General features: G+C 66.4%; 13 protein-coding genes and 2 pseudogenes. 8 read left to right on the forward strand and 7 right to left on the reverse strand.

Annotated elements, in window-relative coordinates:
- A pseudogene (locus ACT84W_RS04245) lies at positions 1-1,006 on the reverse strand (hypothetical protein); the annotation flags it as partial.
- 379 nt (positions 1,007-1,385) lie between these two features.
- On the opposite strand from ACT84W_RS04245, the gene ACT84W_RS04250 reads away from it, so the two are divergent.
- Both ACT84W_RS04250 and ACT84W_RS04255 read left to right on the forward strand, forming a co-directional pair.
- Positions 1,386-1,706 carry a hypothetical protein gene (locus tag ACT84W_RS04250; RefSeq protein ID WP_417576027.1) on the forward strand — a complete coding sequence of 107 codons (321 nt, stop codon included), beginning with the start codon at positions 1,386-1,388 and terminating at the stop codon, positions 1,704-1,706.
- A 102-nt stretch (positions 1,707-1,808) separates the two neighbouring features.
- Positions 1,809-2,258 carry a hypothetical protein gene (locus tag ACT84W_RS04255; RefSeq protein ID WP_417576026.1) on the forward strand — a complete coding sequence of 150 codons (450 nt, stop codon included), beginning with the start codon at positions 1,809-1,811 and terminating at the stop codon, positions 2,256-2,258.
- 63 nt (positions 2,259-2,321) lie between these two features.
- Here the strand turns inward: ACT84W_RS04255 and ACT84W_RS04260 are convergent, their stop codons facing one another.
- Positions 2,322-3,701, reverse strand: coding sequence for a GGDEF domain-containing protein (locus tag ACT84W_RS04260; RefSeq protein WP_444328318.1), 1,380 nt, complete (start codon positions 3,699-3,701; stop codon positions 2,322-2,324).
- Positions 3,702-3,887: 186 nt separating this feature from the next.
- Positions 3,888-4,868: a glycosyltransferase family 2 protein gene (locus ACT84W_RS04265; protein ID WP_432290118.1), complete on the reverse strand. Its 981-nt coding sequence runs from the start codon at positions 4,866-4,868 to the stop codon at positions 3,888-3,890.
- Between the two features lie 148 nt (positions 4,869-5,016).
- Here ACT84W_RS04265 and ACT84W_RS04270 point away from each other — a divergent pair, with 148 nt between their 5' ends.
- The 3 genes from ACT84W_RS04270 to ACT84W_RS04280 all read left to right on the forward strand — a co-directional run bounded on the left by ACT84W_RS04270 (position 5,017) and on the right by ACT84W_RS04280 (position 9,108).
- Entirely contained in the window at positions 5,017-5,961 is a 945-nt protein-coding gene (locus tag ACT84W_RS04270; RefSeq protein WP_444328319.1) for a carbohydrate deacetylase, read from the forward strand.
- Positions 5,958-8,675: a YfhO family protein gene (locus ACT84W_RS04275; RefSeq protein WP_444328320.1), complete on the forward strand. Its 2,718-nt coding sequence runs from the start codon at positions 5,958-5,960 to the stop codon at positions 8,673-8,675. Before ACT84W_RS04270 ends, ACT84W_RS04275 begins: the two co-directional genes overlap by 4 nt.
- Positions 8,676-8,856: 181 nt before the next feature.
- Complete coding sequence (locus ACT84W_RS04280) at positions 8,857-9,108, forward strand: hypothetical protein (protein WP_444328321.1); 252 nt, start codon at positions 8,857-8,859, stop codon at positions 9,106-9,108.
- Between the two features lie 97 nt (positions 9,109-9,205).
- On the opposite strand, the gene ACT84W_RS04285 is transcribed toward ACT84W_RS04280, so the two are convergent.
- The 4 genes and pseudogenes from ACT84W_RS04285 to ACT84W_RS04300 all read right to left on the reverse strand — a co-directional run bounded on the left by ACT84W_RS04285 (position 9,206) and on the right by ACT84W_RS04300 (position 11,468).
- Positions 9,206-10,228: a hypothetical protein gene (locus ACT84W_RS04285; RefSeq protein ID WP_444328322.1), complete on the reverse strand. Its 1,023-nt coding sequence runs from the start codon at positions 10,226-10,228 to the stop codon at positions 9,206-9,208.
- Between the two features lie 42 nt (positions 10,229-10,270).
- A complete protein-coding gene (locus tag ACT84W_RS04290) occupies positions 10,271-10,669 on the reverse strand; it encodes an ATP-binding protein (protein WP_444328328.1) in 399 nt (132 codons plus the stop codon).
- Between the two features lie 31 nt (positions 10,670-10,700).
- Positions 10,701-10,979, reverse strand: a pseudogene (locus tag ACT84W_RS04295) (PAS domain-containing protein); the annotation flags it as partial.
- A gap of 45 nt (positions 10,980-11,024) precedes the next feature.
- Positions 11,025-11,468 (reverse strand): GNAT family N-acetyltransferase, encoded by a 444-nt coding sequence (locus ACT84W_RS04300; RefSeq protein WP_444328323.1) that lies wholly within the window; start codon positions 11,466-11,468, stop codon positions 11,025-11,027.
- A 263-nt stretch (positions 11,469-11,731) separates the two neighbouring features.
- Between ACT84W_RS04300 and ACT84W_RS04305 the strand changes: the two genes are divergently transcribed.
- The 3 genes from ACT84W_RS04305 (at position 11,732) to ACT84W_RS04315 (ending at position 14,194) form a co-directional block, all read left to right on the forward strand.
- On the forward strand, positions 11,732-11,941 hold the full coding sequence (locus ACT84W_RS04305; protein WP_417576017.1) for a hypothetical protein: 210 nt from the start codon (positions 11,732-11,734) through the stop codon (positions 11,939-11,941).
- 313 nt (positions 11,942-12,254) lie between these two features.
- Positions 12,255-13,238 (forward strand): tyrosine-type recombinase/integrase, encoded by a 984-nt coding sequence (locus tag ACT84W_RS04310; RefSeq protein WP_444328324.1) that lies wholly within the window; start codon positions 12,255-12,257, stop codon positions 13,236-13,238.
- Positions 13,208-14,194, forward strand: a complete 987-nt coding sequence (locus ACT84W_RS04315; protein WP_444328325.1) for a 3-hydroxyacyl-CoA dehydrogenase NAD-binding domain-containing protein — start codon at positions 13,208-13,210, stop codon at positions 14,192-14,194. Before ACT84W_RS04310 ends, ACT84W_RS04315 begins: the two co-directional genes overlap by 31 nt.
- The last annotated feature ends 294 nt before the right edge of the window (positions 14,195-14,488 follow it).

A 14,488-nucleotide genomic window follows, 5' to 3' on the forward strand; every position in this document is an offset into this window, starting at 1 on the left:
GCTGCTTGGGGTTGCCGCCGTTGCCGTTCTGGTTCCCGCGCCGACCGCGCCCGCGGCCGTTGCGAGAGCCTCGCGGCGCGCGGTCCTCGGGCTTCTGCTGCTCGGGTTTCTGCTGCTCGGGGGCGGGGGCGAGGGCATCGGCAGAGACAGGTGCCTCAGTGTCGGCAGGGGCATCCGCGCTTGCGGGGGAAGCCGCCGACGCGGACTCGGGTACGGAAACCGCGGGCGACTGGGGCGCCGCCGGCTTGGCCTCCGCTTGCTGTTCTCCCGATGAGATGGGCTGAGTTGCGGCTTCGGTCGCGACAGAGGGCGCGGGGTCGGCCGCGGCGTCGGCGTCGACATCGGCGTCGGCCGAGGGAACGGCTTCCTCTGCCTTGGCCTGCTGCTCGGCGGCGCGGCCGCCCTTATCGCCGACATGGCGACGGCGACGGCGACGGGCGGGCTTGGTCTCCTCGGAAGCGGTCTGCGCCTCTTCCTCGGGCTCCGCGCCCTCGCCGGAAGCGGCGGGCGTCGCGGCTTCGCCCGACGACTCCGCCCCCGGCTCCGCGCCATCTGCGTCAGCGAGCTTCTTTCCATCGTGGCCAGGCTCTTCGGGGGCCGCTGCGTCGGGAGCCGCCACATCGCGGGCGGCCGCATCGGCAGCATCTTCGCCGACGGCCGCGTCTTCCGCACTCCCCTCGGTCGCCTCGGCCACATCCGTTGCGGCCTCCTCCGCACCGAGCCGGCGCAGCTCGAACGCCTCCGGCTCGCCCTCGGCGGCCTCGACGTCGACGAGCGCGACCTCGCGAATCGCGGCCCTGAGCTCGTCTTTCTGCTTGTTGTTCTCGCCCAAGCGTCCGACGATGCGGTTGATGTCGCGCATCGTTATGACCTCGCGGGGGATCCGCACAAGCGAGCTCGCGATACTGCCCGCGTGGCTCCGCAGGTGCGCCGGAAGCGCGGCGACGAACGCCGCGGTAAGAAGGTTGATGTTGTTGCGCTCCTCTTCGGTGAGCTTTCGAGCCATAAAGAGGGTCCTTTCGATAAAAGTTCAACCGAATAATTGTACGCTATCGGCCCTGCGCTGCCGATATCCCACAAAAAGCCCCGAGGAAGCCGGTTTTCCTTGGGGAATCCGAGGGAAAGAAGGCCCAGGGTGGGCAGAATTAGGTTAAACGTTTTAACTATTCGTTCCGAACGTTTACTACGTGTTTATGCCGCTCATCGCTACCTTACTCGCACTCAACACACACTCTCCATGTCAATTTACATGCAAATACCGACCACCGAGAAAAACAGGACGCACGCGTTATTTCTCCCCGACCCGGGGCGGCGCCCGCCCACAATCGACCTAACGGAACGCAGGAGGACTACGCGGCCCAGCCGCGCACGAAGGGGGAATCATCATGGCAAACCAGCAGGTAAAGAAGCTCGTCGGCGCGTATGACGCCCTGGCCGAGGCCTTGGACGACTTCGATTGGGGCGAGCCACAGCGCTGCGTGCTCGGCTCCTTCACCGTCGACGGCCGCCCCGGCGAGAGCGTCCACTCCGAGCTCGTCGGAAATGTGTGGATCGACCTGCCCGAGAAGACCCTCGGCCGCAGCCCCGTCGAGGCCGAGGTCTGCCACATCGTCGTCCCCGACACGCGCCGGGAGGGCTTCGTCGCCCTCGCGCCGATGGACATCGACGACGGCGACGGCACCTGGGCCTGGGTCGTCATGGAATAACCCTCACCGGGCGCCGCCCCTCGCTGAGTGACAGTGGATGATGTGTGTCACAAAAAGCTGCACGCAATGACTGTCACCCAGCGAGGGTGGAGAGGAGCGGGAATGAGGATGACGAGAAGGAGCTTCGTGGGCGCGGCAACGTTCGCGGGGCTCGGGCTCGCGGGGTGCGGAGCGCGTACGTCGGCAGACAGCAACGACGCCGCCGCGACCTGGGTCGTCACGGAGGACGATGGCCTCGATTGCCTCACCATGGAGGTCTCCGGAGGAGCCGTCGTGGCGATGACCGGCGATGGATGGGCGCCACGCGACGGCTTCATCCAGCTGCAGCTCGGCGGCGGGTCCATCCCCGGACAGGAGATCGAGTCGGCGACCAGCGACGGCTCCGCGCTGACCGTGCGCCTCAAGACCGACGACGGCCCCTCCACGCTCGACCTCGTGCTCACCGAGTACCGCCTCGAGCCGCCCGAGGGTTTCTCGCTAGATCGGATCGAGTCCGTCGCCGTCGACTACGGCGACGGAAAACCGCAGGAGCTCGAGCGGGCATACAAGTAGCCCGCCGGCCCATCGGAACAAGCCCGCCGGCGCACCCATGCCGCCGCCCCGTGCGCCGGCGCCCTACAGCCGCACGACCTCGTCATCGCCATACGTCGTGCACCCTGCGCGCCCGTGCTCTTTGGTGAAGTACAGCGCGGCGTCCGCGTCCTTGCACAGGCTCTCGCCGGGATTCTCCCGGTCCGTGAAGGCGACGCCCACGCTCAGCGAGACCGGCGACAGCCCTGAGTCCGGGTCCGGGTCCGCGAGCTGTTCGTTTATGGCGACGACCTTGCTCTCGATGGTATAGGCGAGGTCCGTCGTCATCTCGACCATGATCACGGCGAACTCGTCGCCACCGATGCGGCACACGTAGTCGACGTTGCGGAACGCGTTGAGCAGCAACGTCGCCACGAGCTTGAGGATCTTGTCGCCCGCGGCGTGCCCGTGCCCGTCGTTGACCTGCTTGAACGTGTCGACGTCGCACAGGGTCAGCGCGAACGGCCGGTCCCCCGCCTCGAAGGCGGCGAGAAGCTTGTCGAACGCCCCGCGGTTCAGCAGCCCCGTCAGGCCATCGTGCTCGGCCTGGTACTTGATCACGCGCTGGATCTCCTTGTTTTGCGTGAACACGCGGTTGTACGTGCGCGTCAGGACCTTGAGCTCGGCCGCGCCCTCCTCGGGCAGCAGCGAGCCCTCCTCGATCTTCTCGTTGAACCGGAGCAGCGGGCGAACCATGAGCCTAAAGAGCGCGAAGCACATGAGCACCGTCAGGAGCACGAACGCCGCGACGCTCACGCCGAGGTGCATGAACGAGACCTGGAACGCGTTCGCCGAGCTGATCTGCCGGTTGTTCATCTTTGACACCAGCGCCTGGCTGCACACGAGCATGTTCTGGTTGATCTGCGCGCGCATGTCGAGGTACGGCTCGTTCGAGAGCAGATCGATGGCCTTATCGGCCTTCTCGTCACTGGAAAGAGACTCGTCCTCCGCGCTGAGCTGGGTTTCCCTGACCCTGGTCGGCCACGCTTGCGCCTCCTGCCCGCTCGACTCCATGGCGAGCCGCATCGCGTAGACGTCGGTCGTCGAAAGGCTCATCGTGCGGTCCATCGCGAGCTGCATGGTGTCGACGGCGACGTTGCCCACAGTGCCCGCGCCGAGGTCGTCGAGGACATTGCCGCGCTGGTTTACCAGGTCGAGCTCGTCGAAGTAGAGGTTCGCGTATGTGCGGTCCCGGGTCATCACCGCGAGCTTGGCTTCCTCGGCGAGGTAGTCGAAGCTGCTCTTGAGCTGCGCGACGGAGTTCTCGGCCGTCACGTACTTCTTTGAGGTCCGGACGACCTCCTGGAACTGGTCGCGGACGGCGACGAAGCTCGCCATGCACAGGGCAGCGAGGACGAGCGTGGCGAGGATATTCAGCAGGCTCAGGCTCTGGACGCGCACACCCCTCGATTGACCCCGCGCCATGTGAGCTCACGCACCTTTGGTTATCCGCCGCTTTGTCACGGCAGAATAAAGCCGCTGTTGTTCAACATACGCACTCTGCGAGCAACGCGAAGCGAAAACTCTGGTGAACGGCGGCTATTGGCGGCGCGGCAGTCTGACATATTCGGTACGAAGCGGCATTTCCCGCGGCATCGAGGGAAGCCGAGGCTATTTACTGCGCTCGAAGCCCCCACGCTCCACCGCCCCGCCGTCGGCGGAAAGCGTGCGGCGGGCAATGTAGATGGGCCGTCCCTTGCCCTCAAGGTAGATCCGCGCGAGATACTCGCCGATGATGCCCAGCGTGAGGAGCATGAGCCCGCCCAGCAAAAGGATCAGACAGACGATGGTGGGATACCCGTTCGGCGTGTTGTGCAGCCCATAGGTGTCCCACAGCACAAAGAAGATGTACACAACAGCGGCGAGCGACGAGAGAGTGCCCACCACTGTCGCCAGCTTGAGCGGCACCGTCGAGAAGGCGAAGATCCCGTCGATGGCATAGCCCATGAGCTTGCGAAGCGACCACTTGCTGGTTCCGGCGGCCCGCGGGGCGGGCTCGTAGGCGAAGGGCACGGTGTTGAAGCCCACCCAGGCAAAGAGTCCCTTGCTGAAGCGGTGGTACTCGGGCATCGAGACGAGCGCGCTCGCGACGTCTTTGGTGAACACGCGGAAATCGGACGCCTCGGGGATCATGTCGGCGCATCCCTCGGTCGTCGCTCGGAACACGCGGTAGAACCGACGCTTAAGCGCCGCCTGCAGCCTGCCCTCGTGGCGCTCGCTCTGGTAAGCCGCCACGCAATCGGCGTCGGGACGCGCGAGCAGCTCGCGGTACATGGCCAAAAGCGTCTCGGGGTCCTGCTGCAGGTCGGCGTCCATGATGCCGACGACGTCGCCGCCGGCGTGCTCAAGACCCGCGAGGAGCGCGGACTCCTTCCCGAAGTTGCGCGAGAAGCTCACAGCGCGAACGTGCGGGGCGCTCCCGGACGCCGCGAACTCGGAGATAAGCCCCCAGGTACCGTCTTTGCTGCCGTCGTCGACGAGGACGAGCTCGTAGTCAAGCCCGGCACCGCCGAAAACCGAGGTCGCGCGGTCGAACAGCAACGGGAGGCACTCCTGCTCGTTGTAGCAGGGGACGATCACCGACAAATCCATGTGGCCTCCAAGTTGGGCGTGCTGTGTCAAAGGGACCCGGTGCGGGGCCCGGTGAGGGTATACCCCCTCTCCTTCTATATACTAGCTGGTTAAGACTTCGCGCCATTCAAGGCACACATCGAAGAGCCACCGAGGAGAGCCCCACCGCATGTCCGTCATCTTTACCGCCGATGATTTCGGCATCACCCCTGAACAATCGCGCAGGATTCTTGAGTGCTCGTCAATGGCGCCAGGGGGCAAGGGGCTCCTCTCCTCGGTGTCGGTCTTGGCGACCTCTCCCCGATTCGAGGAGTGCGCGCCGCTGCTCGACGCCTGCTCCGACGAGCTGAGGATCTCGGTGCACCTCAACTTCGTGGAAGGGCCTTGCGCCGCGAACCCGGAAGACCTGCCCCTGCTCGTGGACGAGAAGGGCTTCTTTAAGCTCGGCTACGGAGGCCTGCTCGCCGCCTCGGTCGGGCCGCGGTCGGCGGAGCTCGAGCGCGAGCTCACGCTCGAGGCGAAGGCCCAGGCGGCCCGAATCGTCGCGCGCTTCCCCCGAGCGGCGCGGCACCTGTGCCTCGACGGACACCAGCACACGCAGCTGATCCCCGCCGTCTTCCGCGCCATGCTCGCGACGGCGGCAGACCCCGCCTACAGCCTCGAGTACCTGCGGATCCCCGTGGAGCCGGCAGGGCCGGCGCGCGCCGCGGGAGTCGCGGCGAGCGTGAAGCCCGTCAACTGGGTCAAGCACGCCCTTCTGGGCGCGCTATGGTCGCGCGACCGCCGTATGCTCGAGGCATCGGGGCTCGGGCCCTACGAAGATCGCTCCGCGGTGTTCTCCGGAGTTCTGTTCTCCGGCCAAATGGACAAGGCCCGCGTGTCCGCCGTGCTCCCCGGCCTCGCGGAGGAAGCGCAGCGGCGCGGTATGGGCCTCGAGCTTTTGTTCCACCCCGGTCGCGTGGACGCGCCGGAGCACTGCCTCAATCCCAGCCTTCCCGGCTTCGTCGAGTTCTCGTGCGGAGAGGGGCGCGACATCGAGCACGAGGCGCTCCGCTCCGCAGAGCTCGCCGCCGCCTTCGGCGCCCTCCGCGATGAGCACGGGGCGGTCGCATGAGGGATTGGCTGATTCGACGACGCGGCTACGAGTACCTCGCGGCGCCGCTCGTCGCGCTTTTGGCCCTATACGCCGCGTTCGCGGGCCGCGGCATCTACCCGTTCGGCAACCTCTCGGTCGCCATCTGGGATATGGACATCCAGTACGTCGGCCTCTTTGGCTGGCTGTCCAACGTGCTGCGCGGCCAAGGCTCGCTCGCGCACTCGTGGGGCGCGGGCATGGGAGAGGGGATGGCGGCGACGTTCGCCTACTACCTCTCGAGCCCCTTCAATCTGCTCGCCGGCCTCTTCGATGCCGGGGACGCCCCTCGACTCCTGAGCTGGCTCACCCTGCTCAAGCTCTCGTGCGCATCGCTGACCTGCTATTCGTTCCTCCGCGCGCGGCATCGGCCGGGGACGGTCCATGTGCTGCTGGGAGCATGCTACGCGTGCTGCGGCTGGGCCGTCGCCCAATGCAGCAACATCATGTGGCTCGACGGCCTGATCATGCTCCCGCTCGTGGCGCTCGGCGTCTGGCGCCTCGTGAACAAGGGCTCGTGCCTCACGCTGTTACTCTCCGTCGCCGGAGCCGTGGTGTTCAACTGGTACAGCGGCTACATGGATTGCGTATTCGCGGTCGCGTACTTCTTTGCCCTGTGGCTCGCGCTGCCCCGCGGGCAAAGGCGCGTCTCATGCGGGCTGCGCTTCGGCGCGACGATGCTGCTCGGCGTCGGGGCGAGCGCAGCGCTGTTCCTGCCGGCAGTGCTGGGGCTCCTGGGCACCAAAGAGGGCGGAGCGTCCATGTCCGACGGCTTCCTGCGCCTGAGCATGGCGTGCAACCCGATGAAGGTCGCCGGGGGGCTGTGCGTCTCGGCGACGCCGTCGAGCGACTGGGACGTCACGCCCGCGCTCTACTCGGGAGAGCTCGCGACCGTCCTCGCAGGCGCCTATCTGCTCGACTCCCGGTCGCCGCGAAGGGATCGCGTCTGCGGCGGGGCGCTGCTGGCGTTCATGGCGGTCTCGATGTGCTTCTTGCCCCTCGACGTCATGTGGTCGAGCTTCAAGCCGGCGACCTCCTACTTCTTCCGCTATTCATATGTGTTCTCCTTTGTGCTCGTGATCCTGGCGGCACGGGGGTGGGCCGCGCTCCGCGGGCGCGACGACGCCGCGCGGAGGCGACTCGCCCGCAGAGGGGCGTTGGCCGGCGCGGCGGTCGCGGGGGCGGGCATCGCTGCATACGCCGCCTACAAGCACGAACTTTTTGTTGAGCCGTGGGCCGTCGCCGCCACCTTCGCACTGCTCGCGGCCTACGCCGTGCTCGCGCCCCGGGCAGTCGCCCCAGCGGCAAAGAAGGACGCCGGGCGCGGGGCCCACACGGCGCTTTTAGCCATAGCTGTCCTCGTCGTGGCCGAGCTCGGCGTCAACGCCTGGTCGGTCTTCGGCCACTACGGCCGCGACGCGGACGACTGGGGCAGCTACATCGGCTCGCTGCAAACCGCCTGCGACGAAGTTCCCGCAGGGGATGCCGGCCTGCGCATGGCGCGCTTGGGCGTGAGCTTTCGAGACCACGTGACCACCACAGAGAGCTTCGTCGCCGACCTGACCGGCCCTTCCGAGTACACCTCGACGATGGGGGCTCCCATGGCCGACCTCTTCTCGCGCCTGGGATATTGCGGCACGAACGAGGTCTTCGGATATTACAGCAACAGCGCCATGAGACTCAGCGACTCCCTACTCGGCATCCAGTTCACGATGGCGCCCGAGGGCTCGATGGGCGGGCAGCCCGCCGCAACCGCCGAGGTCGGCGGACGTCCTGTGGGCATTTGGGAGAACGATTCGGCGATGCCCTTCGCATACGGGATCCGCGCAGGGGCCGGCGGCAACGTGTGGCCCGAGGCGTCCTTCTCGTGCACAGACCTGCTCGAAAAGACCGGTTTCCGCGACCAATGGAACGGATACGCCCTGGTAAAGGACCCGTTCTCCAACCAGGAGGCCATGCTCGGCGATATGTGCGGGCAGGACGCGTCAAGCGTTTACCGAAGCGCGAAGATCGAGGAGAGCGAAGGCGCCGAGGCCGCCGGCGAGAGAACTTGGCGCGTGACGACGGCCGTCGACGGGCCTCTTTACCTGTACCTCCCCGTCATCAGCGCGGTGCGACAGAGCATGAACGTCTATGTGAACGGGAGCTTCGCCTCGTCCGTCGGGAACAACTTCGACGCAGGGGCGATGCTGCTCGGCTCCTTTACCGCCGGCGAGACCATCGAGGTGACGGTGCGGCCGAGCGGGCGGCCGAGCTATACCGTGAGCGGCAGGAGCGCAGAGGAACTCGCGCACGAGGCGCTCTTTGGCCCGGAGACCGACGACGCGATCGTCGCGGCATCGCTCGACGAGCCCGAGTTCGAGCGGCTCCGTGGCATGCTCGACGCGAAGGCGGCGCAGGTCACGGACTTCGATGACGGCCATGTCACGCTTTCGTGCTCTGCCGGGGAGGCGCAGACCCTCTTTACCGCGATTCCGTACGATGCCGGTTGGCACGCGACCGTGGACGGCGCGCCAGCAGAGATCCGCTGCCTGTACGGCGGCGTGTGCGGCATCGACCTCGGAGCCGGCGAGCATACGGTCGAGTTCTCCTACGAGACGCCGGGGCTCGGGGCGGGCTTAGCCGCCACGGCGGCGAGCATCGCCGCGTTCGCCCTCTGGCGCGCAGGAGAGAAACGCAGGTCGCGCCGCTCGTAACAGGCCGGCCGCCGTCGGAATATCCCTACGCAGGCACCTCCGCGAGGCCCAACCACCTCCGGGCCCTCTCCCCCGAAAACGGGCAGGCCCAGCGCCTCCGTTCCCCTTGCCCGCCGCCCGCTCGCGGAAGTGCTGCGGCCGCGACGCGATGCATCAGGTATGCTCCGAGCGAGGGGGTCCCATGAGCACAAAGAGCGTCGACATAGCCTCAGGCGCGACCCCGGGCAAGAAGGGCCCGGGGCGCTTCGATGACCTGAGCCTCGAGGAGCTCGTGGCGCTTCTTGACGAGCAGGACCCCGCCCCCGCGCCCGCGCGCAAGCGGTTCAGGGGCAGACCAGCGCCCACACCCGCGACCGCTCCCACGCCCGCGTCCGACGACAACTGGTCGCGCATCTGCGCCGAGTGGGGCGTCGACCCCGAGGCGAAGGCCTGACGCCCGGCGCTGCCCAGCGCGCAGCGCCCGCAGAGCAGACATGCGGGCAGTGTCTCGGCGAGCCCGGCCCGCCGCGCCCCAGCAGGTCCCGCACCCCCTACCGCTTCGACCCGCGCGGCCCGAGCGTCGGCCGGTGCATCGGCTTCTCCATCTGTCGCCTGAGCGCGTCCGCCGGCGCAGAGACGTCGATCCCCAGCAGCGCGTGCCCCAGCCACAGGAAGGCGACCAGCACCAGAAGCGGGATCACGCACGAGGTGACGATCATCACCACCGCGCCCTCGACGAGGTTGTTGACCTGCGCAACGACGCTGTCGGTGATGGATTGGGCGCCGTTGGCCAGAGCCTCGCCCGCATCGGTCACCATGTCGATCAGGGAATCCAGGAAGCCTTTGTTCTCGTTCTTCTCGCCCTCGGGCACCTGGTCCTGGCCTTGGTCCTGGTTCGCCGCCGCGTCGGTCTCCGCCTGCTCGATCGACGACTGGTACATGGAGTCGACGCGCTCGGTGACCCACACGCTCGTCGGGACGAGGAAGAGCAAGACGGCCGCCACGACCAGGACGCGGGTGCCCGCGACCCGCATGGCGCGGCTCGTGCTGAGGTTGTTGTGCATGAGCAGCGCCGCGCAGAACAGCCCGAGGGCAAGGGGGATGAGCGCGCCGAAGGCGAGCGTGCTCAGGATGGTGAGCAGGTATTTCTCGAGGTAGAGCACCGCGAGCACGATGCCCAGGTTGTTCGCCAGCTGTGCGAGCTGCTCGGCTATGGGGGTACCTGTGTCGTCGGGGATGGCCAAGATCCCCGCCGAAAGCGCGATGGAGGCCGAGGTCAGGGCGAGCACATTCGCCTTCTTTGCGTCGAGGACCTGGACGATGCCCTCCCAGGCCTCGGGCCGCTCGTACGTCGGGCGCAGGACGAACTCGGAGATCAGCATGGCCACGACCAGCACGGCAGCGAGGGCGAGCTTGAGCGCCGGCCGCTCGGTCACCCAGTCCGAGAGACTCGGCTGCGGCTCGACCTCGACCTCGTAGCTCGGGGCTGGGTCGTTCGGGGCGGCGGCGCGGATAGTGCTGAGGTCCCGCCGGCCGTCGGCAGGCCGGATCTCGCGACGAGGTCGGTCGTTCATGGCGTTTTCTCCTTGGATGCTTTGGTGGATGCTCGGGTTGGTTCAGCGGACCGGCACGGCTCGCCCGAGGAGCGTGGACGCGATCTCAGCGTTGAGCTCATTGTCCTCGGCCATGAGCAGGTTCATGCCGGCGAGGTCAACCTGCGGCTGGGCGGGCTTCTTTGCGGCACGCGCGTCGCTCCCAGCGCCTCCGTCCGCACAAAGAAGCCCGTCCCCCGCACCCTCGCCGCCGGGCGCCTGCGCGACCTCGAACGGGATCGTGATCTGGAAGGTCGAGCCCTCCCCGACCCGGCTCGAAACCTCGATGGTGCCGCCCATGGCGTCGACGAGCTTCTTTGCGATGGACATGCCGAGGCCCGTGCTCTCGTAAGAGCTGCGCGCGCCCGGCGATTCCTGGGTGAACGGCTCGAAGATGCGCGCGGGCGAGCTCCGCGTCGTCAGGGTGGTCGCAGCTGATCCTGAGCAGGCCGAGAATGCCGTTCAGGGGCGTGCGTATGTCGTGGCTCATGCGGTGGAGGAAGTCGGTCCTCGCCCGCGCCGCCGCCTTGGCGAGCGCGGCCTCGAGCTCCTCCTGGTGCTTCTTTTCTGCGGCGACCGTGTCGTCGATATCCACGAAGACGCCGATGGCGGTGTGGGCGAGGCTGTTCTTGCCGCGGCGGAACTTCGCGGCGTCGCGCACCCAGACGTAGCGGCCCGACTTGGTCCGAATCCGGTACGCGATGTCATAGGGCGTGGCCCCGGTCCGTGCGATGGAGCGGGGTGCCTTCGCCGACGAGGCGGCTACATCCGCAGAAAACTACCGCACGAGCTCCATGCGCAGCAGCGGGTACGGCTCACCCTGGTCGTCGGTCTCGAGGCGCTCGACCGTTCGGAACCCGCGGGCCTCGTAGAAAGCGACCGCCGTCGGGTTCTGCTCGTTCACCGTGAGCTCGCGGACGCCGAGCGCGTCGATGCCGTGCCGCAGCAGGGCGCTGCCGATCCCATGCCCGCGCAGACCGGCGTCGACGAACAGCATCTCGAGCATCGGGGCGTTCGCGCCGAGAAACGCGAGCGGGCGGGCAGCGTCATAGGCGACGACCAGGTGCTCCACGCCGAGGATCGCCTGGGGAACGTAGCCTTTGATCCTCTCGACGTCCGCGCCGGACAGGAAACCGTGCGAGACGCGCACCGAGCACTCCCATACGCCCACCAGCTGGTCGATGAGCTCCCGAGGGCGGTCGTTCGGCTCGGTTATCTTCATGCGGAGGTCTCTTCGGCTGGGTGGGTGACGCGATTATCCCTTATGGCGAGGGCAAGTGCGGCGGCAAGAAGCGCGGTCGGTCGTGGGCGGCGGTCGGCAGCGATCCGCGCCGGGGGCTAGACCTATCACCATGCGTTTGTTTTTCTCACTCGCCGCGCAAAACCGCAGGTATTATTTATGCGGGCTTCTTCAAATCAAACAACTGGTGAAAGGTCCTGTACCCAACGCCGCCACATTTACCCAACCATAGAAGGGTGGCAACCATGCAAAGCACTGTTATTCCCACCGTTATCCTCATAGCGTTCTACGCTGCCGTCCTCGCAGCGTACTTCGGCTCGATCCGCTACCTAGTGGACATCATCCAGATGAAGGGCTACCCCGTCCAGAAGCGCTGGCCTTTTTATTTCATCGGCGTCTTTGCCACGCCGATTATTCTGGGGCTCATCGCCTGCGCGATCCCCGACAAGTCGTGATCGAAGCGCGGGGGCCGAATCCGTAGTACACCGATAGTACGCCGATAGTACACCGGCAAAAAAGTAGGGACCCTCTCGGGTCCCTACCAGGCAATTTATGGTCGAGGGGCAGGATTTGAACCTACGACCTTCGGGTTATGAGGGACCTCAAGTTGGCGAACCAGACGGGAATGCAAAGAAACGCTCGTCTCGGCCACCCCTTCTCAACAGGCAAATAGAGGAAAAGGGAGAAACCCCCGTCCGCCCGCATTCCGCCTGCCCTATGGTCGATAGGACCAAAGTAGGACCATTCCAAGACCACGAGGGCGAAACGATGCGGAACTACTCAAGCGGTTACGTGACCAAGCACGGAAACACCTGGCGCGCAGTCATCAACTGGCAGGAAGACGGCAACCAAAAGCGCCTTGTAAAAAACACCGGAGTCCGCTGCTATGAAGACAGAACTGAGCGCGGCGCAGACAAGGCGACCCGGGACAACCGCGGCAAGTCCCTGGCTGAGACCGTGCTACGCGACTGGCGCAACAAGCTCATCGCCCAGGACGCCGCCGAGCAGATAGTCCCCGCATCCACGTTGCCGGTCTCCGACTACGTAAGGGACTACATATGCAACAAGGAGCGATCCGGGACGGTCAGGGACGTGACGACGCGGGGCTACCGCTCGCACCTGAGGCACCTCATAGGCACCGATCTCGGCGCGAAGCAAATGGGCGACGTGGGACATGAGGACATCACGCGCTGGGAGCAGGACCTCGCCAGCGACGGAATGGCCCCCACGATCCTCTCGCACACCCACGTCTTCCTCAAGCAGGTCTTTGCCCGGGCTCGAAAGCTCGGTGACATCAGCAGCAATCCGTTCGACCTCGTGGAGGCGCCAAGGCGGAGAGGCAAGCCCATCAACGCGCTCCCGCCGTCCGAGATCTCCCGCCTCCGCCACTCCCTGGACGGCCTCGGCAGCACGCCGCTCGCCACCGGCGCGTCCATCGCGCTGAAGACCGGCATGCGAGTCGGCGAGATATGCGCCCTGCGCTGGCAGGACGTCGACCTGGAGTCCAGCGTCATCCACGTCAGCCACGCCCTCACGCGGGTCCGGGGCCATTACGAGCTCGCTTCGCCCAAGACGGCGACGTCAGTGAGGGCGATACCGTTCGGCGGCAGCCTCAAGGAGGTCCTGTTGCTTCGCAGGGACGCCATGAGGTCGGAATGCGAGGAGCTTGGCGCGGACTGGTCGGACGGCCTCTTCGTCATCGGCCCCACGACCAGCGGAACGTGGAAGAGCCCCCAGGGGCTGGCGGCGTAGCCGGTCCAAAGAAATGTCCGCACCCCCCGATCGGCAGCCAGATCGCCTCGATGGTCGCGTACAAGGGTTTCGAGACCACCGTGTGGCTGCGCAGCGAGGCCTCGATCGAGCGCGCGAAGCCGCGCCTGGAGAGCGTGAAAAAACAGATCATCGCCGCGCTCGACGCCTGGAAGGCCGACCCCGCCCAGTACTGCCGCGGGCTTTCCGACGAGCGCGACCTTGCGCCCGAGGGCATCGACGAGCTCAAGGCCGCCGCGGAGGAGCGCCTGCCGAAAGTCCTTCTTACCACCGACGTCCAGGAGGCGTTCGGCGACGCGGACATCGTGATCGAGTGCATCAACGAGGACCCGGCGCAGAAGACCGCGCTCTACGAGGCGATCGCCGATGTCATGCCGCAGAAAACGCTGCTTTTGACCGACTCCTCGACGTTCCTTCCCAGCACCTTCGCCGACGCGACCGGGCGCCCCGACCGCTACATGACGCTGCACTTTGCCAACCAGATTTGGCGCAACAACCTCACGGAGCTCATGCGCCACGACCGCACGAGCGACGAGTCGTTCGAGCTGGCGGACAAGTTCTCCTACGCCATCGGCATGATCCCGCTCAAGCTCAACAAGGAGCAGCCGGGCTACATCCTCAACACGCTGCTCATCCCCTGGTTCCGCGCCGCGCTGCAGCTCGTGGCCACGGGCGTCTCGGACCCTGCGACCGTCGATCTGTGCTGGGAGCTCGACACCGGCGCCACGCCCGACCAGACGCCGTTCCGCAAGCTCGACAAGGTCGGCCTGCCCCTGGCGCTACACATCATGGGCATGCAGCCCGGCGCCGACGACCCCGACTCCGTCGCGGGCAAGATCGTCGCGCTGCTCAAGGGCTACGTCGACGCCGGCAAGACCGGCATCGCCGTGGGCGAGGGTTTCTATAAGTACGACGGCGAGGGGAACGTGGTGGAGTAGGTCCGGGGGGTTTCCGAAGGACTTCTTCCTTTACCAAGACAAGTGGGGCATGCCTTGTTCGGTCGGGGCATGCCCCGATTTAGTTCGGTGCGCGGGTGAGTCGGCATCGTCCGAGGCCGAGTCGACGAGGAAATTATCGAATGGCATGGGTCCAGCTCTGAGGACCTGCCTTGGTACTATGAGCTCAAAAGGTTCGAGTAGGCACAGCTACCTACGATGACGAGCCGTAGAGAGTCGCCCGGCCCGATTCAGACGCAAACTGAGTCGGGCCGGGCAGTTTTAGCAGCTTTTTAT

This window comes from Paratractidigestivibacter sp. (assembly GCF_052362415.1).
Lineage (GTDB): Bacteria > Actinomycetota > Coriobacteriia > Coriobacteriales > Atopobiaceae > Paratractidigestivibacter.